This window comes from Sphingopyxis soli, assembly GCF_018682675.1.
In the GTDB taxonomy this organism is placed as follows: domain Bacteria; phylum Pseudomonadota; class Alphaproteobacteria; order Sphingomonadales; family Sphingomonadaceae; genus Sphingopyxis; species Sphingopyxis soli.
On the sequence record NZ_JAFMTR010000071.1, the window covers coordinates 7,501 to 25,014 of the forward strand.

16 protein-coding genes and 1 pseudogene (1 of these 17 only partly in view) are annotated in these 17,514 nt (G+C 67.8%); 5 read left to right on the plus strand and 12 right to left on the minus strand.

The features are described 5' to 3' along the window. Positions 1–33, plus strand: partial view of a lipopolysaccharide biosynthesis protein gene (locus J1N50_RS11815; protein ID WP_215353653.1) — the 3' portion only. The gene continues 1,512 nt to the left of window position 1, outside the view; 33 of the gene's 1,545 nt are visible here — the last part of the coding sequence; the start codon falls outside the window, past its left edge; it ends in the stop codon at positions 31–33. Here J1N50_RS11815 and J1N50_RS11820 read toward each other — a convergent pair. Further along, a complete protein-coding gene (locus J1N50_RS11820) occupies positions 18–443 on the minus strand; it encodes a CBS domain-containing protein (protein ID WP_215353655.1) in 426 nt (141 codons plus the stop codon). The genes J1N50_RS11815 and J1N50_RS11820 overlap by 16 nt on opposite strands. 121 nt (positions 444–564) lie before the next feature. On the opposite strand from J1N50_RS11820, the gene J1N50_RS11825 reads away from it, so the two are divergent. Beyond that, a complete protein-coding gene (locus J1N50_RS11825) occupies positions 565–873 on the plus strand; it encodes a hypothetical protein (RefSeq protein WP_215353657.1) in 309 nt (102 codons plus the stop codon). After that, complete coding sequence (locus tag J1N50_RS11830) at positions 863–1,255, plus strand: acyl-CoA thioesterase (protein ID WP_215353660.1); 393 nt, start codon at positions 863–865, stop codon at positions 1,253–1,255. The genes J1N50_RS11825 and J1N50_RS11830 overlap by 11 nt, the downstream gene beginning before the upstream one ends. Before the next feature lie 12 nt (positions 1,256–1,267). Here the strand turns inward: J1N50_RS11830 and J1N50_RS11835 are convergent, their stop codons facing one another. The 6 genes from J1N50_RS11835 to hisS form a co-directional block, all read right to left on the minus strand. After that, positions 1,268–2,833, minus strand: coding sequence for a DUF4139 domain-containing protein (locus J1N50_RS11835; protein ID WP_215353662.1), 1,566 nt, complete (start codon positions 2,831–2,833; stop codon positions 1,268–1,270). A 14-nt stretch (positions 2,834–2,847) separates the two neighbouring features. Continuing rightward, positions 2,848–4,269 carry a DUF4139 domain-containing protein gene (locus J1N50_RS11840; protein ID WP_215353664.1) on the minus strand — a complete coding sequence of 474 codons (1,422 nt, stop codon included), beginning with the start codon at positions 4,267–4,269 and terminating at the stop codon, positions 2,848–2,850. A 75-nt stretch (positions 4,270–4,344) separates the two neighbouring features. After that, positions 4,345–5,157 carry a DUF4167 domain-containing protein gene (locus J1N50_RS11845; protein ID WP_246553420.1) on the minus strand — a complete coding sequence of 271 codons (813 nt, stop codon included), beginning with the start codon at positions 5,155–5,157 and terminating at the stop codon, positions 4,345–4,347. Positions 5,158–5,391: 234 nt separating this feature from the next. Continuing rightward, a complete protein-coding gene (gene prmC, locus J1N50_RS11850) occupies positions 5,392–6,231 on the minus strand; it encodes a peptide chain release factor N(5)-glutamine methyltransferase (RefSeq protein WP_246553422.1) in 840 nt (279 codons plus the stop codon). A gap of 278 nt (positions 6,232–6,509) precedes the next feature. Further along, positions 6,510–7,577 carry a peptide chain release factor 1 gene (prfA, locus tag J1N50_RS11855; protein ID WP_215353666.1) on the minus strand — a complete coding sequence of 356 codons (1,068 nt, stop codon included), beginning with the start codon at positions 7,575–7,577 and terminating at the stop codon, positions 6,510–6,512. Between the two features lie 301 nt (positions 7,578–7,878). Further along, complete coding sequence (hisS, locus tag J1N50_RS11860; RefSeq protein ID WP_215353668.1) at positions 7,879–9,207, minus strand: histidine--tRNA ligase; 1,329 nt, start codon at positions 9,205–9,207, stop codon at positions 7,879–7,881. A 94-nt stretch (positions 9,208–9,301) separates the two neighbouring features. On the opposite strand from hisS, the gene J1N50_RS11865 reads away from it, so the two are divergent. Continuing rightward, positions 9,302–11,242, plus strand: coding sequence for a M61 family metallopeptidase (locus tag J1N50_RS11865; RefSeq protein ID WP_215353671.1), 1,941 nt, complete (start codon positions 9,302–9,304; stop codon positions 11,240–11,242). A 100-nt stretch (positions 11,243–11,342) separates the two neighbouring features. After that, positions 11,343–11,879: an inorganic diphosphatase gene (ppa, locus tag J1N50_RS11870; RefSeq protein WP_215353673.1), complete on the plus strand. Its 537-nt coding sequence runs from the start codon at positions 11,343–11,345 to the stop codon at positions 11,877–11,879. 98 nt (positions 11,880–11,977) lie between these two features. On the opposite strand, the gene J1N50_RS11875 is transcribed toward ppa, so the two are convergent. The 5 genes and pseudogenes from J1N50_RS11875 to J1N50_RS11895 form a co-directional block, all read right to left on the minus strand. Then, entirely contained in the window at positions 11,978–12,898 is a 921-nt protein-coding gene (locus tag J1N50_RS11875; RefSeq protein ID WP_343227872.1) for a mechanosensitive ion channel family protein, read from the minus strand. Beyond that, complete coding sequence (gene metC / locus J1N50_RS11880; RefSeq protein ID WP_215353675.1) at positions 12,895–14,094, minus strand: cystathionine beta-lyase; 1,200 nt, start codon at positions 14,092–14,094, stop codon at positions 12,895–12,897. Before metC ends, J1N50_RS11875 begins: the two co-directional genes overlap by 4 nt. 21 nt (positions 14,095–14,115) lie before the next feature. Beyond that, positions 14,116–15,453 (minus strand): chromate efflux transporter, encoded by a 1,338-nt coding sequence (chrA, locus tag J1N50_RS11885; protein WP_215353677.1) that lies wholly within the window; start codon positions 15,451–15,453, stop codon positions 14,116–14,118. 160 nt (positions 15,454–15,613) lie between these two features. Beyond that, positions 15,614–16,456: a 3-mercaptopyruvate sulfurtransferase gene (gene sseA, locus J1N50_RS11890; RefSeq protein WP_215353679.1), complete on the minus strand. Its 843-nt coding sequence runs from the start codon at positions 16,454–16,456 to the stop codon at positions 15,614–15,616. A gap of 181 nt (positions 16,457–16,637) precedes the next feature. Continuing rightward, a pseudogene (locus J1N50_RS11895) lies at positions 16,638–17,514 on the minus strand (hypothetical protein); the annotation flags it as partial.

A 17,514-nucleotide genomic window follows, 5' to 3' on the forward strand; every position in this document is an offset into this window, starting at 1 on the left:
CTGACGGCTACGCCCGGTCAGGACGCGATATAGTCGCGCATCGCCGCGGCCTCGGCCTCGATATGGTCGATCCGATACTTCACCAGATCGCCGATCGATATGAATCCGACCAGCACGCCGTCGTCGACGACCGGCAGGTGGCGGATACGCTTCTGCGTCATCTGCGAGAGCGCGGCGATCACCGCCATGCGCGAATCGCAGGTCACCGGCGACTTGGTCATCACCTCGTCGAGCCGGCGGTCGAGCGCCTCGGGGCCATAGGAGGACATCAGCCGGACGAGGTCGCGTTCCGAAAAGATGCCGACAATCGATTCGCCCTCGACCACCGGCACCGCGCCGATGCGGTGCTGCGCGAGCAGATCGATCACCGCGCGCACCGTATCGTCGGGCCGCGCCGAAATCACCGCGCTCGTGCGCCCGTGGAGAATCGCTCCGATCGTCATAGGTGCCGCTCCCTTCCTGCTTGTCCGTTGCGGGGCCGAACCTAACATGATTCGCGGCAAAGCCGAAGCCCGCGCCCGTTACCGCTTGGCGTCGCGCGCCGCTTGGTTCATGGAGGCGCGCATGGTCAAACCCTCCCCGCTCGACGATCGCGACACGTCGGACATCGCCTGGGCGCGCTATCGCCGGCTGATGAAAGGCATGGCGATCGTGTCGTTCGGCGCGGTCGTCCTCGCGCTGGGCTGGCTGCGCTTCACGATGGGCGATCAGCTCACCATCCACATGATGATCGCCACCGCGGCGGGCGTCGGCCTGTCGGTCATGCTCGGCGCCGCGCTGATGGGGCTCGTCTTCCTGTCGAGCGGCAGCGGCCATGACGAGGCGATCGAGGATCCTTTCGAAAACGACCCGGATTTGAACCATGACCGATAAGGCCGCAGCCGACTGCCCGCGCGACCCGATCCTGCGCGTCGTCCCGCGCCCCGCCGACATCAACGCCAACGGGCATATCTTCGGCGGCTGGGTGCTCAGCCAGATGGATATCGCGGGCGGCATCGTCGCCGGGCGAATCGCCTGCGGCCCGGTCGCGACGGTCGCGATCGAGACGATGGAGTTCATCGCGCCGATCCTGTTGCGCGACATCATCTCGGTCTATGCGCATCTCGAACGGCGCGGCCGCACCTCGATGGCGATCCGGCTCGAAGTCGTCGCGACGCGCGACGGCGGCCGGACCGAGGAGCGCGTGACCGAGGGCGTGTTCACCTTCGTCGCGCTCGACGAGAATCACCGCCCGCGTCCGCTGCCGACCGCCTGATCGTCGCTACGCCTAATCTTCTGCGCGGGCGCGATAGTCGAAGCTGCGCGCCGAATTGGCCGGCACATCGACGATCCACGTCGGCAGCCCGTCCTTGCGCGGCAATTTGCGGATTCGCGAATCGAGCCCTTTCATGTCATCGACGTCGAACCCGAATTCGATCCGCACCGCGAACGGGTTCGCGTTGGTCGCGGTCAGGCGATAGTCGTCGGCGCCCTTCCCCGGCGCGTAATAATTGTCGGCGGTGACCAGCACCTGGCTGCTTTCGCCGATGACAAGGTTGACGGTCTCGCCGACCGCATGGTCGCGCATCATCCCCTCGCCCGCCAGCAATTCGCGGCCCATCGCGCGTTCGAACACCACGACCTGCCCGCTCGGCAGCGGCACGCCCAGCTTGCCCGATTCCTTGTTCTCCATCCGCAGGACGATTTCGGTCTGCTGCTCCGTGGGTTCGCAGCGCGGGCAATCGCGCAGCCGATAGATGGTCTGGAAGGGCACCTTGTCCTTGACCAGCAGCGCGACCTGCTTCTGCCCGTTCGCGGCGACCGTCACCGGCATCGGCACGCGATAGAGCTTGAGGTCGCCCAGATCCTCGAGCTCGGCGATCGCCGTGACCGCGATCGGCACGTCCATCAGCTTTTCCTGCCGGCGCTGCGCGGTGACGACGATCGACTCCTCATCCGCATAGCCGCCGGCCATCGGCGCCGGGGGCGGGGGCGGCGGCGGGGGCGGCTGAATGCCGTTCCGGCCGCTGCCGGTCGGGAAACACGACAGGTCAAGACGGGGCTGCGGCGGCGGCTCGGCCAGATCCTCGAACGGCGTTTCGATGTTCAGCGTCCCCGCGAGCGCCGACAGATTGGCATCGGCAAAGCTCTCGCCATTGCTGTTCGCGACCGTCAGCCAGGCGAACAGGTTCAGCGTCTTTCCGTCGGGCGCGACGCGCGCGACATAATTGCTCGCCCAGTCGAAGCCCGTCGCCAGATAGGTCAAGGTCACCGTCACCCGCCGCGCGTCGGGGCTGCGCGTCGTCACCGACAGCGTCGGCTTCGCGGTCAGCCCCGCGGGCACACCGTCATAGACCAGCGTTTCGGGAAGCCCGGTGCAGCGCAGCGATTCGTACCCCGCCGCCGTCTGCAACACCACCGCGCCCTGCGGCCCCGACCGGATGATCGCATCCTCCTCGGTCACCTTGCCCGTCGCGCGGTCGGTGCGGCGCAGGTGGACGCGGTTGCCGAGCGATCCGTCGAGCAGGCTCGCGGGCGAGAGCAGCGCCGCGTCGCGATTCTTCTGGACGACGCCGCCGGGCAGGCCGGTGACGATCGCCGACACCGCGACCATCCCCTCGGCAACGCCCTCGAAACGCAGCAGCGATTCGCCCGCGGGCAGGTCGATCGTCCGCTGCTCGGAGATCAGCGCAAAGCCCTGCAGCCAGTCGGGATCGATTTCGCCGCCCTCGGCGCGGTCGGGATCGCGAAAGGCGCTGACCGAAACCGAATCGGGCGCGGTCGAGGTCACGACCGGCTGCGCCGCCGCGGGCGATGCGGCGAGCATCAGCAGCAGGGGAAGCAGGCGGCGCATCGCGGCGGCCGCGATCAGTAGCGCGTTTCGAAGGTGGCGGTGACCGTGACCTCGCCATTGGCGGGCACCTCGACCCGCCATCTGGTGCCGTCCGCATCGAGCCGGTCGCTCTTCCGGCTTTCCTTCAGGATGCGCGTCTCGTCCCAATACCAGTCGAGCCCGCGCTGCATGAGGTCGAGCGTCACCGGCTGCGACCGCGCGTTGGTAACCAGATAGGACATCGATGTGCGCCAGACGCGGTCCGACACGCGCTCGCGCGACACCACGGTCGCCTTCACCTTCACGTCGAACGCGTCGCCGGTCTTGAGCCCCAGCTCGCTGCCCATCGGGGTATGGTCGATCCGGCTTTCGCCGATGAACTGCGGATCGCCGCGCAGGTCGCGCTGATAGAAGCGCACCGTCCCCGCGGGGAGCGCGTCGCCGAGCCCGCCCTGCGCGCTCGAACTGAACTTGATCACGCTCGCCGCGCTCCGGGGGTCGGTCATATTGTCGAAGCCGCCCAGCGTGAATTCATAGATTTTCTGCGCCGGCACCCTGGCGACGTCGAGGAAGCTCACCTGCTTGGTCTGCGCGTTGGCGATCGTCGTGCGTTCGGCCAGCGGATAGAGATAATAGTCGCCAAGCTGCTCGCGCGGCGCGGTCTCGGTGCCCGCCCGGCGCAATTCGCCCTGCTGCGGCGCCGGGCGGTACGAGCGGTAGCTCGATCCATAGCCCGACAGCCCGCGCGCCGACGGCGTCCCCGCGACCAGCAGGGTGCGCGCATTGTCGAAGGTCGTGCCGGTGTTGTTGGTCAGCGTCACCCACCCCTGCACGTCGATCGTCCCCGCCTTTTCATCGTAGAGCGAGACATAGTCGGCCGACCAGCCGAGCCCGCCGGTCAGGTAGGAGAGCGTCGCGGCCCGCGTCGCCGCCCCCTTGCTGTCGACCGTGATCGACAGCGTCGGCTTGGCGCGCAGGTTCGGCGGAATCTTGTCGAAGATGACGCGAACGGGCAGCCCGTCGTCGCGCAATATCTCGATGCGCGGCCCGATCTGCAGCACGACGCCGCCATTGACCGCGAGCACCTTCGCGCGCTCGCGCGTCTCGACCCCGGTCGCGGGGTTGATGCGGAGCAGGGTCACCGTCTCGCCGACCGCCTTCTGCATCAGCGCGTTGGGCGACAGCAGGTCGTAATCGAAATTCTGTTCGACGATCGCGGTGCCGTCGGCGGCGAAGGACACCGTCTGCGGCCGGATCTGCGCCGACACATCGGGAAATTCCTGCCGCGAGCGCCCCGTCGGAAAGGCGATCCGGCGGATATCCTGCACCAGCGCCTGCCCGCCATTATAGATGGTGACCGAAAGCTGGCCCTGCGCATTTCCCGCGGCAGGATCCTGTGCGGCCGCCGGGACCGCGCCAGCGATCAGGGCCAGACCGATCGCAGTCAAAGCACGCATCAAAACCTCCCCCGAACCGCTGTCCGGGGGAGGCTATGTCAGTCCAACCGTAAAAACCAGTGCGAAATCGCGAGCTTATTCGGCCGCTTCGACACCCGTATCGCGCGCGGCCAGCGTGCGGCGGGTGCGGCGCGGCTTGGGCGCGGGCGCCTCGGCGGCCTCTTCGCCGGCGTCGCGCTCGGGACGGCCGATCGCGGGCGGCAGCACCGCCGAATCGATACCGGCGCCGGCATCGTCGCCTTCGGTCGCGCGATTGCGGCGCGGGCCGCGACGATTGCCGCGCGGCGCGGGCGCCGCGTCCTCGGCTGCCTCGACGGCTGCGGGCTCGTCGCCGCCTTCGGCTTCGGGATCGGCGCGGTTGCCGCGATCGTCGCCGCGGTCGCGGCGGTTGCCGCGGCCCTGCTGGCGATTGCCGCGGCCGTCCTCACGTGCGCCGCTGTCACGACCCTCATTGTCGCGGCCGGCGCCTTCACGGCTGCCAGTCTCCTCGCCTTCCGATTCGGGCTCGAAGCTCGCGTCATCATGGCCGTCGAAATCCTCGACACCGCGAATGTCGCGGTGGCGGTCATAGCTGCGTTCCTGGCCGCTTGCCGCCGCCTTTTCTTCCTGGCGGGCGCGGAAATCGCTCAGCACGCGGAAATAATGGTCGGCGAACTGGAGATAATATTCGGTCTGGACCCGGTCGCCCGACAACTGCGCATCGCGCGCGAGGTTGCGATATTTCTCGATCATCTGGGCGGCGTTGCCGCGCGCCCGGCTGTCGATGCGGTTGGCCTGATCTACCCCGCCGCGTCCACCACCGGACTGCGAGCGATTGTTGTTGTTGCCGTTGTTGTTGCGGCCGCGACGGCGACCGCTCTGCCGGTTGTTCATGTTCAACTGAGACATCCTGATAAGCTAATAAGCTGCGCCAACCCCATTTTGGCCGACTGCGCTCTTGCGCGTCGTGCCCGCGCCCATCGCGCGGTTCCCTTTACCGCTTGCGCCGGACCCCATGGCCCGCACCAGCATCGTAAGTGGGAAGCAGACCGATCGGACCAATCAAGGTACCTAACCCGTGCCTGTGAGCCCGCCCCTACAGCGCTTTGCGGCGGAAACCAAGCAAATTCTTGTGCGGGGGCGTCAGGGGCGGGTCAGCAAAAGCGCCCTGTCGCGGCCGCCCAGATCCTGTTTGCAGGCGACGGCGAACCCCGCTGCCTCGGCGAGCCCGGATACCGATATGCGCTGCGTATGGCCGATTTCAAGGACTGCGAGACCGTCGGGCGCCAGAAGCCTCGGTAAATCCGGAACAATCCGGCGATAATCCCCCAGCCCGTCGGCGCCCGCGAACAGCGCGCCGGATGGCTCATGGTCGGCGACGTCGGGCATCAGTTCCTCGCTGTCGGCAATATAGGGCGGGTTGCACAGGATGAGGTCGAACGCGCCTTCGACGCCATCGGCCCAGTCGCCCGTTCGGAACGCGGCGCGATCGGCCAGATTGAGTGCATCGGCATTCGCGCGCGCAAAGGACAACGCCGCCTCGCCCGCATCGATGCCGAGCCCCGTCGCCGCAGGCCATTCGGCGAGCGCGGCGAGCAATAATGTCCCCGGCCCCGTCCCGAGATCGAGGATCCGCTTCGGACCCGCGGCGCCGAAATATTGCACCGCTGCCTCGATCAGCGTCTCGCTGTCGGGACGCGGGATGAGGACACCGGGACCGACCGCCAGCCGGATCGTCCAGAAATCGCGATAGCCGACGATATAGGCGATGGGTTCGTGCGCCATTCGCCGCTCGACCAGTCCGCCGAAATCGTCCGGCGCGCCGAACCGCGCCGGATCGAGCAACAGCGCGCCGCGCTCGACGCCCAGCGCGTGCGCCATCAACAGTTCGGCATCGAGCCGCGGCGTATCGGATATATCCGCCAGACGCCGGGCGGCGGACGATAGTGCGGCGCCAACGCTCCCCTTATGCTCGCAGACCAGCGCCCAGGTCAGCGCCTTGGCTGCGGCATCGCCCAGTTCGGGGTGACGCTTTCTCAATTCGCGCACCGCCCACTCGCTCCCCGCCCAAAGCGAATGCATCCGCCAGTCGGGTTTGCTCTCGCGCAGGTCTTGAAGGACATCGAGCATAGCCCATTCGACCGCCTCGGCGCGGTCGAGCCCGATCGCGTCGACCACCGCCCGCCAGTCGGTCTGCGGCTCGGCGGCGCGGCTGAAACCCAGATAAGAAACGATCGCCGTGATGAGATCGGCCGATCGCGTCACTCACCCAGCCCCGCCAGTCGCTGCGCCTGATCCTCGGCGATCAGCGCGTCGATCAGCTCGTCCATCTGCCCTTCGAGTATCTCGGGCAGGCGGTGGAGCGTCAGGTTGATGCGGTGGTCGGTCACGCGCCCCTGCGGGAAATTATAGGTGCGGATGCGTTCGGAGCGGTCGCCCGACCCGACCATCGACTTGCGCGCCGACGCCTCGGCGCTGTGGATCTTCTCGCGCTCGAGGTCATAGAGCCGCGCGCGCAGCACCTGCATCGCCTTGGCGCGGTTCTTGTGCTGGCTGCGCTGGTCCTGCTGGATCACGACGAGCCCGGTCGGGATATGCGTGATGCGGATCGCCGAATCGGTCGTGTTGACATGCTGGCCGCCCGCACCCGATGCGCGGTAGATATCGATCTTCAGGTCATTGTCGTTGATCGCGACGTCGACCTCCTCGGCCTCGGGCAGCACCGCGACGGTCGCGGCGCTGGTGTGGATGCGCCCGCCGCTCTCGGTCACCGGGACGCGCTGGACGCGGTGAACGCCGCTTTCGAACTTGAGCTTCGCGAACACGCCCTGCCCGGCGACCGACGCGACGACTTCCTTGTAGCCGCCGACCTCGGCCTCGTTCGCCGAGATGATTTCGACCTTCCACCCCTGCGTATCGGCATAGCGGCTGTACATGCGGAGCAGATCGCCCGCGAACAGCGCCGCCTCGTCGCCGCCGGTGCCGGCGCGGATTTCGAGCATCGCGGCGCGCGCGTCGGCGACGTCCTTGGGCAGCAGCCTGATCGCCAGATCATGTTCGGCGGCGGGCAACGCCGCCTCGACCGCCGCCATTTCCTCGGCCGCCATCGCCTTCATCTCGGGATCGGCGAGCATGTCCCCGAGCGCGACGAGCTCGCCGCGCAGCCTCACCACCTCGCGCGCGGCTTCGGCAACGGGTTCGAGCTCGGCAAACTCCTTCGACGCCGCGACGAAGTCGGCGGGCGCCATATCCCCCGTCGCCATCCGCGCCTGCAGCGCGGCATGACGTTCGATGATGGCGTCGATCTGCTTTTCGGAAACGGAGGTCATGCCAAACACGCCCTCCCCTTCAGGGGAGGGCAGCGAAACTTGGCAGCTTGCTGCCTAGTTGCAGCGGGTGGGGCCCATCGGCCTGGCACAAGCCCGATGGGCCCCACCCCAACCCCTCCCCTGAAGGGGAGGGGCCTAATAGGATCGCCGGATCGGTGCGTCATTTCACTCATCTGTTCACTATCATCTCAATCTTCGTCATCCCGGACTTGATCCGGGATCCCCGACCGCCGATGCGGTAATTCCCGAACGCGGGAATCCGGCCTGAACGTTAGCCAGGCACGCGACGTCAAACATAAGCTCATTCGCCCTTATACGGCGCAAACAGCGTCCACCCGCCGAGCGGCCCACGTCCAAGGCGCGACAAGCCGTCCGTGAGATGATCGCTGATAGCGTCGAACGGAACATTGTCCTGATTGCCGTCTATCAGATTCTTTATTGCGGCGACGCCCTGCGCAAGCTCGTCGTCGCCAAGAATAATCGCGAATGCGGCGCCAACAGCGTTCGCCCTGGTCATCCGCTTCTTCATGTTACCCGAATAGCCCATGTCGGCCGCGAGACCCCATTGGCGCAAATCGGCCAGCAACGCGACGGCGCGCTGTTCGGCTGCGGCCCCCATGGGCACAACCACGACATCGGTGGCCGGACGCGGCTCGAAGTCCACCAACATCGCCAGCCGCTCGATCCCCGCCGCCCAGCCGACCGCCGCGGTCGGCGGGCCGCCGAGCGCCTCGATCAGCCCGTCGTAGCGCCCGCCGCCCAGCACCGTGCCTTGCGCGCCCAGCCGGTCGGTCACGAACTCGAACGCGGTGTGGCGATAATAGTCGAGCCCGCGCACCAGCCGCGCGTTGCGCTCCCACGCGACCCCCGCCGCGTCGAGCCCGGCCGTCACCGCGCCGAAGAAATCCTGCGCCTCGCCCGTCAGAAACGCGTCGATGTCGGGCGCGCTGTCGGCGATCGGGCGGTCCTTCGGATCCTTGCTGTCGAGGATGCGCAGCGGATTCTTGTCGAGCCGCGCAAGGCTATCCTCCGACAAATCGCCGCGATGGCCCATGAAATGCTCGACCAGCGCCGTCCGCCATGCGTCGCGGCTTGCCGCGTCGCCCAGCGTGTTGAGCGTCAAGGTCACGCCCTCGGCGATCCCCAGCTCCTTCAGAAGCTGGTCGGCAAAGACCAGCAGTTCGGCGTCGGCGAGCGGACTGTCGCTGCCGATCACCTCGGCGTCGAGCTGGTGGAACTGGCGATAGCGGCCCTTCTGCGGGCGCTCGTAGCGGAACAGCGGGCCGTGCGTCGCGACCTTCAGCGGCGCAAACTGCTGCCAGCCGCCCGTGATATACGCGCGCGCGATCCCCGCGGTGAATTCGGGCCGCAAGGTGATCGATTCGCCGCCGCGATCCTCGAACGAATACATTTCCTTCGACACGACGTCGGTCGTCTCGCCCAATGACCGCGCGAACACCGCGGTCGGCTCGATCACCGGCACCTCGACGCGCTTGAAACCATAGAGGCGGCGCACGCGGTCGAACGTATCGACGACATGGGCGAACCGGTCGGCGAATTCGCCGAGCATGTCCTGGGTGCCGCGCACCGGCTGCGGCGTCGCGATCTTTGCGGGCTTGTCCTTGCTCATGCGCCGCGCGTCTAATGCTTTTTCGTCGAAAGGCAAAGCGCGCTTGCAGAGCCGATGCTGGACGCCGCGCCGGTTTGGCGGCAGAGATTGGCCCATGAAAAAGACCCTGTTCGTCGCGTCCGCCCTGATCGCCGTCACCCCCGCCGCCCTCGCCCCTTCCGCGCTCGCGCAGGACGGCAACAGCCGTCCACAGCCCGTCGTCCAGCCGCACAGCATCCCGCTGCCCACCGACCGGCCCTATCCGGGGACGATGCTGCTCAGGGTCGATGCCAGCGATTCGATGCGCGGCATCTTCCGCGTCCGCCAGACGATCCCGGTCGCGAAGAGCGGCAAAGTCACCCTGCTCTATCCGCAATGGCTGCCCGGCAAGCACGCGCCGCGCGGCGCGATCGCCGAGATCGCGGGCTTCAAGGCGACCGCCGGCGGCAAGCCGCTCGCCTGGACGCGCCAGCCGACCGACGTCTATGCCTTCGACATCGACGTGCCCGCGGGCGCGAAGAGCATCGACATCGCCTTCGACTTCCTCTCGCCGACGCGCCCGAGCGAGGGCCGCGTCGTCGTTACCCCCGCGATGATGAACCTGCAGTGGGAACAGGTCAGCCTGTACCCCGCGGGCTATTTCACGCGCGGCATTCCGGTGCAGCTCGACGTCACCCTGCCCGAGGGCTGGACCGGCGCCGCGGCGCTCGACGGGCTGAAGGTGACGGGCAACCGCTACAGCTATGCCCCGACCAGCTACGAGACGCTGGTCGACAGCCCGATGTTCGCGGGGAAATATTTCCGCAGATGGGATCTCGGCCAGAATGTCACGCTGAACGTCGTCGCCGACGAGCCGCAATATCTCGACGCAAAGCCCGACCATATCGCACGCCACGCGGCGATGGTGGCCGAGGCGGTCGCGCTGTTCGGGACGAAGCATTTCGACCGCTACGAATTCCTGCTCGCGCTCACCGACGAGCTCGGCAGCATCGGGCTCGAACATCACCGGTCGAGCGAGAACAGCCGGGGGCTCGACTATTTCACCGGCTGGGACGGCAACGATGCGGAGCGCGGGCTGCTCCCGCACGAATTGACCCACAGCTGGAACGGCAAATACCGCCGCCCCGACAAGCTGTGGACCCCCGACTATCGCACCCCGATGCAGGGCAATCTCCTCTGGGTCTATGAGGGGCAGACGAGCTTCTGGGATCTCGTCCTCGCCGGCCGCTCGGGAATGCAGTCGAAGGAGATGATCCTCGGCGAATGGGCGACCAACGCCGCCAACTACAGCGTGCAGGCGGGGCGCGACTGGCGCTCGGTCGAGGATACGACGCTCGACCCCGTGATCGCGGCGCGCAAGGCGCGCGCCTTCCCCAGCGCGACGCGGACCGAGGATTATTACAACGAGGGCGCGCTGATGTGGCTCGAGGCGGACATGATCATCCGCCAGGGCACGAACGACGCGAAAAGCCTCGACGATTTCGCGAAGGCCTTTTTCGGCGGCAAGGGCGGCGACTGGGGCGAGGTCACCTATGATTTCGACGATGTCGCGCAGACGCTGAACGCCGTCTATCCCTATGACTGGCCCAAATTCCTGCACGACCGGATGCAGCTTCCCGGCCAGCCCGCGCCGGTCGCGGGGATCGAGCGCGCCGGATACCGCCTCGTCTGGCGCGACGTCCCCAACGCCTATGACCGCGACAAGATGAAGAGCGCGAAAAATTACGATCTCACCCACTCGCTGGGCCTGACGATCGACAAGGACGGCGTCGCGGGCGGCATATTGTGGAACGGCCCGGCGTTCCGCGCCGACATCGTCAACGGTACGAAGATCATCGCGGTCGACGGGATGAGCTACAGCAAGGACCGGCTGGAAAGCGCGATTCGCACCGCCACCGACGGCAAGACCCCCGTCCGCCTGCTCGTCGAACGCGGCGGCCGCTACCGCAGCGTCGACATCGACTATCATGGCGGGCTGCGCTGGCCGCACCTCGAAAAGACCGGCGCCGGGCCCGACTGGTTCGACCGCGTGCTCGCTCCCAAACGCGCGCTTTGACCTTTTCTCTCAGGAAAAGGGGCTTTCCGGCCTCGACTTTGTCCCGCGTCCGGCGCTAAAGGCGCGCGCGACTGCAAAACGACAAAAAAGGACTTCTCCCATGCGTATCGACCTCGTCCCGGCGGGTGACAGCCCGCCCGACAGCCTGAACGTGCTGATCGAAGTGCCGATCGGCGGCGAACCCGTGAAATATGAGTTCGACAAGGCGTCGGGCGCGCTGTTCGTCGACCGCTTCCTCCACACCCCGATGCGCTATCCCGCCAATTACGGCTTCATCCCGCACACGCTGGGCGAGGACGGCGATCCGCTCGACGCGCTCGTCGTCGCGCGCTCGCCGATCGTTGCGGGCGCGGTGGTGAAGTGCCGCCCGATCGGCGTCCTCAAGATGGTCGACGACGCCGGCGGCGACGAAAAGCTGCTCTGCGTGCCCGTCAGCAAGACCTTTCCCTATTACGACAAGGTCGCGAGCTATCAGGACATGCCCGAAATCGTGCTTCAGCAGATCGAGCATTTCTTCATCCACTACAAGGATCTCGAACCCGGCAAATGGGCCAAGCTCAACGGCTGGGGCGACGTCGACGAGGCCAAGCGGATCATCGTCGAGTGCATCGAGCGCGCGAAGAAGGTGGGGTTTTAAGGCTTCGTGCCCCTGCGAAGGCAGGGGCCCATCTCCGGTCGGCGCGGCTTTGAACCGGCAGGAAATGGATCCCCGCCTTCGCGGGGACACATGGCCTTTCAAGCGTCTGCGTCCCTTTCGACCAATCGCACCTCGGTCCGCGGATAGGGGATGCGGATTCCCGCCTCGTTGAAACGGTCCCAGATGCCCAGGAACACCTCGCCCTGGATATTGCCGAGCCCCGATTCGGGGTCCGAAATCCAGAAGCGCAATTCATGTTCGACCGCGCGTTCGCCAAAGGCGGTGATCCACACCGCGGGTTCGGGTTCGTTCAGGATGCGCGGATTCGACTTTGCGACATCGATGATGATCGCCTGCGCCGCGCGCAGATCGCATTCATAGGCGACCGGAATGTGCAGCCGCACGCGCACGTCGCGGCTCGAATAGCTCCAGTTCTCGACCGGCTGCGTCATCAGCAGCTCGTTCGGGATCAGATGCTTCTTGCCGTCGCGCGTCACGACATTGACCGCGCGCACCCCGATCTTCGCGACGCGCCCGACATTGGGGATATTTCCCGGCCCGGTCGTCCCGCCCATGCTGCTGCCGTCGCCGACGACGATCACGTCGCCGGGCTTGATCGACCGGTCCATCAGCAGGATGATCCCCGCGATCAGGTTGCCGACGGTCTTTTGCAGCCCGAAACCGATCGCGAGCCCCGCCGCCCCCGAAAAGACCGCGAGCGCGGTGAGGTCGATGCCGAGCAGGTCGATGCCGAACAGCAGGGCAAGCGTGAACAGCGCGATCGCGATCAGCTTTTCGGCAAGCAGCCGCTGCGCCTCGTCGATCTGGCTGTTCCGCCGCAGCAGCCACTTGAGCGCGCGCATGGTCAGCTTGACCGCGATCCACAGCAGGATCGCGACGACGATCGCCGAGAACAGGCCATATAGCGACAGCCGGTACGATCCGACGTCGAGCCCGATGTCCTTCATCAGCGTGACGGTGCGGGCAAAGCCTTCGCGAAGGCCGGTCTCGACGCTCACAACGCGGCGAGCCCGCGTTCAAGGTCGGCGATCAGGTCGGCCGGATCCTCGAGCCCGATCGACAGGCGGACCAGCGGGTCGGGGTCGGTCCAGCGGGTCGCGGTGCGGATGGCGGCCGGATCGGCGGGCACGACGAGGCTTTCATAGCCGCCCCAGCTGAAGCCGATGCCGAAATGGGCGAGCGCATCGACGAACCGCGTCCGCGCGGCGTCATCGGCGCCCTTCAGCGTAAAGCCGAACAGCCCGCTCGTCCCCTTGAAGTCGCGCGTCCACAGCGCATGCCCCCGGTCGCCGGGCAGCGCCGGATGCAGCACCCGCCCGACCGCGGCCCGCCCCGCAAGCCAGTTCGCGACCGCGAGGCCGTTTTCGCCATGCCGCGCCATGCGGACGTCGAGCGTCCGGAGGCCGCGCAGCATCAGCGCGCAATCGTCGGGCGAGACCGCCTGCCCCAGCTGATACGCCGCCTGCCGCAGCCGCGGCCATACCGCTTTCGTCGCGGTCAGCGATCCCATCATCGCGTCGCTGTGCCCGCCGGCATATTTGGTGAGGCTCATCATCGTGACGTCGACGCCATGCGCCAATGCCGGAAACAGCAGCGGCGTCGCCCAAGTGTTGTCGAGCATCGTCAGCACGCCGCGCTCGCGCGCTATGGCCGTGATCGCGGGAATATCCTGCACCTCGAAGGTCAGGCTGCCCGGCGATTCGAGGAAGATCAGCCTGGTTTCGGGCTCGATCAATTCGGCGATGCCCGCCCCGACCAGCGGATCGTAGAAGCTCGTCCGCACCCCCATCCGCGCGAGCATCCCGTTGCAGAACGCCCGCGTCGGCTCATAGGCGCTGTCGACCATCAACAGATGATCGCCGGGCGAGAGCAGCGCGAGCAGCCCGGCCGAATTGGCGGCGACCCCCGACGGATAGAGCAAGGTGCCTTCGGCGCCGGGCTCCAGCGCGGTCAGCGCGTCGGCGAGCGCCCACACCGTCGGCGTCCCGCGCCGACCGTAATAGAGCTTGTCGTGCGTCGCATGGCCGCGCGCCTTCAGGTCGGCGACAGTGTCGTAGAGGATCGTCGAGGCGCGCCACACCGGCGGATTGACGATGCTGCCGCCAAGGCGCGGATCGCCGGTCCATTCGGGCCGCCGCCCGCCCTGCACGAGCCGGGTCGCGGGGCGGAGATCGTCATCGTCGGAACTGCTCATCCCCGCCTTGTTAGCGGAGCGCTACGCAAAATCCAGTAGCGGACCGCCGAGCCCGAGGATGAGCCCGCCCGCTGCGCAGATCGCGAGCATCGGGATGATCCCGAGCCGGAAGCGGAAGAGCAACAGAAAGGCGAGCCCCGCGAGCAGAACGGCCGGCCAGTCGACGCTGGCCAGCACCGGCAGGTCGAGCCCACCCGCCGTCGGCTCCAGTCGGCGGAACAGCACATGCAGCGCGAACCACAAGGACAGGTTGGCGATCACCCCGACGACCGCCGCGGTCACCGCCGCGAGCGCGCCCTTCAGCCCCGCGGCGCGTTCGAGCCGGTCGATCCACGGCGCGAAGGCGAAGATCCAGAGGAAACAGGGCGCAAAGGTGACCCACAGGGTCAACAGCGAGCCGAGCAGCGCCGCGACGAAGGGCGTGAAGGGCGCCGCGTCGCGCCATGCGGCGAGGAAACCGACGAACTGCGTCACCAGGATCAGCGGCCCCGGCGTCGTCTCGGCGAGCCCCAGCCCGTCGGCCATCTCGCCCGGCCGCAGCCAGCCGAACCCCGACACCGCCGCCTGCGCCATATAGGCGAGCACCGCATAGGCGCCGCCGAAGGTCACGACCGCGAGCTGCGAGAAAAAGGCGCCGATGTCCCACAGCACATGATCGCGGCCCAATGTGACGAGGATCAGCAGCATCGGCGCCGCCCAGATCGCGCCCCACAGCAGCGCCGCCGTCAGCGATTCGCGCCACGCCGACCGGCGCGGCGGCGCCGCGCCATTTTTCGCGGGCGCCAGCTTCATCCATCCGGGCCGCCAGCGCGCCGCCGCCCAGCCGGCGACCAGCGCCGACAGCACGACCAGCGGGAACGGCGCCGCAAAGGCCGCGAGCGCGACGAAGGAGGCGACGGCGATGCCGCGCAGCAGCGGCGTCTGGAGCGCGCGCCCCGCGATCCGCAGCAGCGCCTGCACGACGATCGCCAGCACCGCCGCCTTGATCCCGACGAACAGCGCCGCGAACCAGCCGAGCCCCGCCGCGGTCACATAGAGCAAGGACAGGCCGAGCATCACCAGCGCGCCGGGGATGACGAACAGCAGCCCCGCCGCCAGCCCGCCGCGAAAGCCGTGCAGGCGCCAGCCGATCCATGTCGCAAGCTGCTGCGCCTCGGGACCGGGAAGCAGATGGCAGAAGTTGAGCGCGTGGAGGAAGGTTGATTCGTCGACCCAGCGCCGCTCGTCGACGAACTCGCGGTGCATCAGCGCGATCTGCCCCGCGGGGCCGCCGAAACTCAACCAGCCGATGCGCGCATAAGCGCGCACGGCTTCACCGAAAGCGGGTATCTTGAGCGATGCGTCGGGGACGTCGGTCATAGGTCATGCTTCTCCATCCGGCGAAGCCGGGCGAAAAAGCAACGCTTGGGCGGATGCCTGACCGGGAGGTTGCCTCGCCCCGATGCCGCGACCCTAAAGCTGCGCACCGGGGCAGGACAAGCAAGAAAAAGCCGCGCGGCCGCGAAGCCGTGCTTTACGCTCAGGCGGCGCCGGTCGCCTTGGGCGTCGCGGCATCCGATCCCCATTCGAGCCAGCTGCCGTCATAGACCGCGACATCGTCCTTGCCGAGCAGATGCGCGCCAAAGGCGATCACGGCCGCAGTCATCCCGCTGCCGCAGGTGGTGACGAGCGGCTTGTCGAGATCGACCCCCGCCGCGTCGAACGCCGCTTTCAGCGCGTCGCCGCGCTTCCACGTCCCGTCGGCGTTGAACAGCTCGCCGAAGGGCAGGTTCTTCGAACCGGGGATATGGCCGGGCGCCAGGCCGGGGCGCGCGTCGCGCTCCTCGCCGGTGAACCGCTTCGCGTCGCGCGCGTCGAGCACCTGCTCGGCGCCGCTTTCGACATTCGCCTGCATCTGCTCCTTGGTGCGCACCGCCTTCGCGTCGCGCCACACGGTGAAGTGGCGGTGACGCAGCGTCTGCTTGCCCATTTCGAGCGGGCGTCCCTCGGCCTTCCACTTGGCGAGGCCGCCGTCGAGGAGCGCGACGTCGTGCGCGCCGAACAATTTGAGCAGCCACCAGGCGCGCGCCGCGCTCTTCAGCGGGCTGTCGTCATAGATCACGATGCGGCTGCCGTCGCCAAGGCCCAGCGACTGCATCCGGCTCGCGAACTTTTCCGCCGGCGGGGCCATGTTGTCGATCGCCGACGAGGCATCGACCAGTTCGGCGAGGTCCATGAACACCGCGCCCGGAATATGCCCGGTCTCATATTCGGCGCGCGCGTCGCGGCCGGCGTCGGCGCTGAATTTCGTCGCATCGACGACCCGCAGGTCCGATGCCCCCAGTTCGCGTTCCAGCCAGTCGGTTGAGACCAAGGCGTCCATGTCATGCTCCTGTTGCGGCCGGGCGGAACCCTTTTTCCTGTCCCTGTCCGGCCATCCTGCTGCGGCTCTTTTCTCTCCGGGGGACGGCAAGCCTATGCCCCGGCGTGCCCTTTTTCAAGCACGCTGGCGGTCTGCCTCAGCTTATGGTGCGCCGCAACAAGAAAAGCGGCGTCATGGCGCTTTATTGGTCGCGGCGGACCGCGGTCGTGCGCGCGCCCGGCCGGTTGACGATCAGGTTCGGGCGATCGAGCGGCAGCGGCGCCAGCCGCTCGCTTCCGCTCCTGCCCTGCTCGCGGCCGAGGACGAAGCTGCCCGCGCACTGGCCAAAGGCGTCGCCCTCGCCGTCCCAGTGATAGGTGACGTCGAACGCCAGGACGGGAATCAGCATCGGCTTGCCGCCGATCATCAGCGGCTCGATCATCGCGCGCGGCAGCATGACCTCGGTGCCGATCTGCTCGCCCGCACCCGCCGCAAGATGGATGTCGTCGCGCAGCACGCTGCCGCCCGCGCCGTCATAGAAGCGCGCGAGCACGGGTTCGGGCATCGCCGACCCCTGGTTTAGCGCGACGCGGACCATCAGCCCGGTCGCCGCGACCGCGCCTTCGTTGACGAGGTTCAGCGTCAGCGCGACGATCAGCTGGTCGCTGGTCATGCGGATCCCGCGCACCTCGAGCGCCATCGCCACGCGCGCGCGGCGCTCGGCGACAGGGCGCGTCACCAGCGGCGACGCGGCGGCGGGAGCGCGGGGGACGGCAGGCGCGGGCGGAGACGCCGGGCGCGCGGCGGGTTCGGCGGCGCGCGGTTGCGGTTTGGGCTGGGGTTGCGGCCGCGGCTGGGGCGGCGCGATCGGCTCGTCGACATCGACCGGCAGTTCGCCCGCGACCAGCGGACGGCGCCGCCAGTACCACAGACCGGCGCCTGCGGCCGCGAGCCCGGCGAGCAGCCAGGCCCAGACCGGCGGACCGTCACCGCTGCCCGCTGGCGCCCCCGCGACCGCCTTTTCGGGTGCGGGCGTGACCGGCGCGGGAAGGGTCGGATCGGCCGAAAAACCCGGCGCC

Excerpts from the sequence above, each read along its gene's own strand:
- J1N50_RS11845 (WP_246553420.1), bottom strand. The coding sequence starts at position 5,157 with ATGTCTCAGTTGAACATGAACAACCGGCAGAGCGGTCGCCGTCGCGGC.
- J1N50_RS11830 (WP_215353660.1), top strand. The coding sequence starts at position 863 with ATGACCGATAAGGCCGCAGCCGACTGCCCGCGCGACCCGATCCTGCGC.
- J1N50_RS11835 (WP_215353662.1), bottom strand. The coding sequence starts at position 2,833 with ATGCGCCGCCTGCTTCCCCTGCTGCTGATGCTCGCCGCATCGCCCGCG.
- sseA (WP_215353679.1), bottom strand. The coding sequence starts at position 16,456 with ATGGACGCCTTGGTCTCAACCGACTGGCTGGAACGCGAACTGGGGGCA.
- J1N50_RS11820 (WP_215353655.1), bottom strand. The coding sequence starts at position 443 with ATGACGATCGGAGCGATTCTCCACGGGCGCACGAGCGCGGTGATTTCG.
- chrA (WP_215353677.1), bottom strand. The coding sequence starts at position 15,453 with ATGACCGACGTCCCCGACGCATCGCTCAAGATACCCGCTTTCGGTGAA.
- metC (WP_215353675.1), bottom strand. The coding sequence starts at position 14,094 with ATGAGCAGTTCCGACGATGACGATCTCCGCCCCGCGACCCGGCTCGTG.
- hisS (WP_215353668.1), bottom strand. The coding sequence starts at position 9,207 with ATGAGCAAGGACAAGCCCGCAAAGATCGCGACGCCGCAGCCGGTGCGC.
- J1N50_RS11825 (WP_215353657.1), top strand. The coding sequence starts at position 565 with ATGGTCAAACCCTCCCCGCTCGACGATCGCGACACGTCGGACATCGCC.
- prfA (WP_215353666.1), bottom strand. The coding sequence starts at position 7,577 with ATGACCTCCGTTTCCGAAAAGCAGATCGACGCCATCATCGAACGTCAT.
- ppa (WP_215353673.1), top strand. The coding sequence starts at position 11,343 with ATGCGTATCGACCTCGTCCCGGCGGGTGACAGCCCGCCCGACAGCCTG.
- J1N50_RS11865 (WP_215353671.1), top strand. The coding sequence starts at position 9,302 with ATGAAAAAGACCCTGTTCGTCGCGTCCGCCCTGATCGCCGTCACCCCC.
- J1N50_RS11840 (WP_215353664.1), bottom strand. The coding sequence starts at position 4,269 with ATGCGTGCTTTGACTGCGATCGGTCTGGCCCTGATCGCTGGCGCGGTC.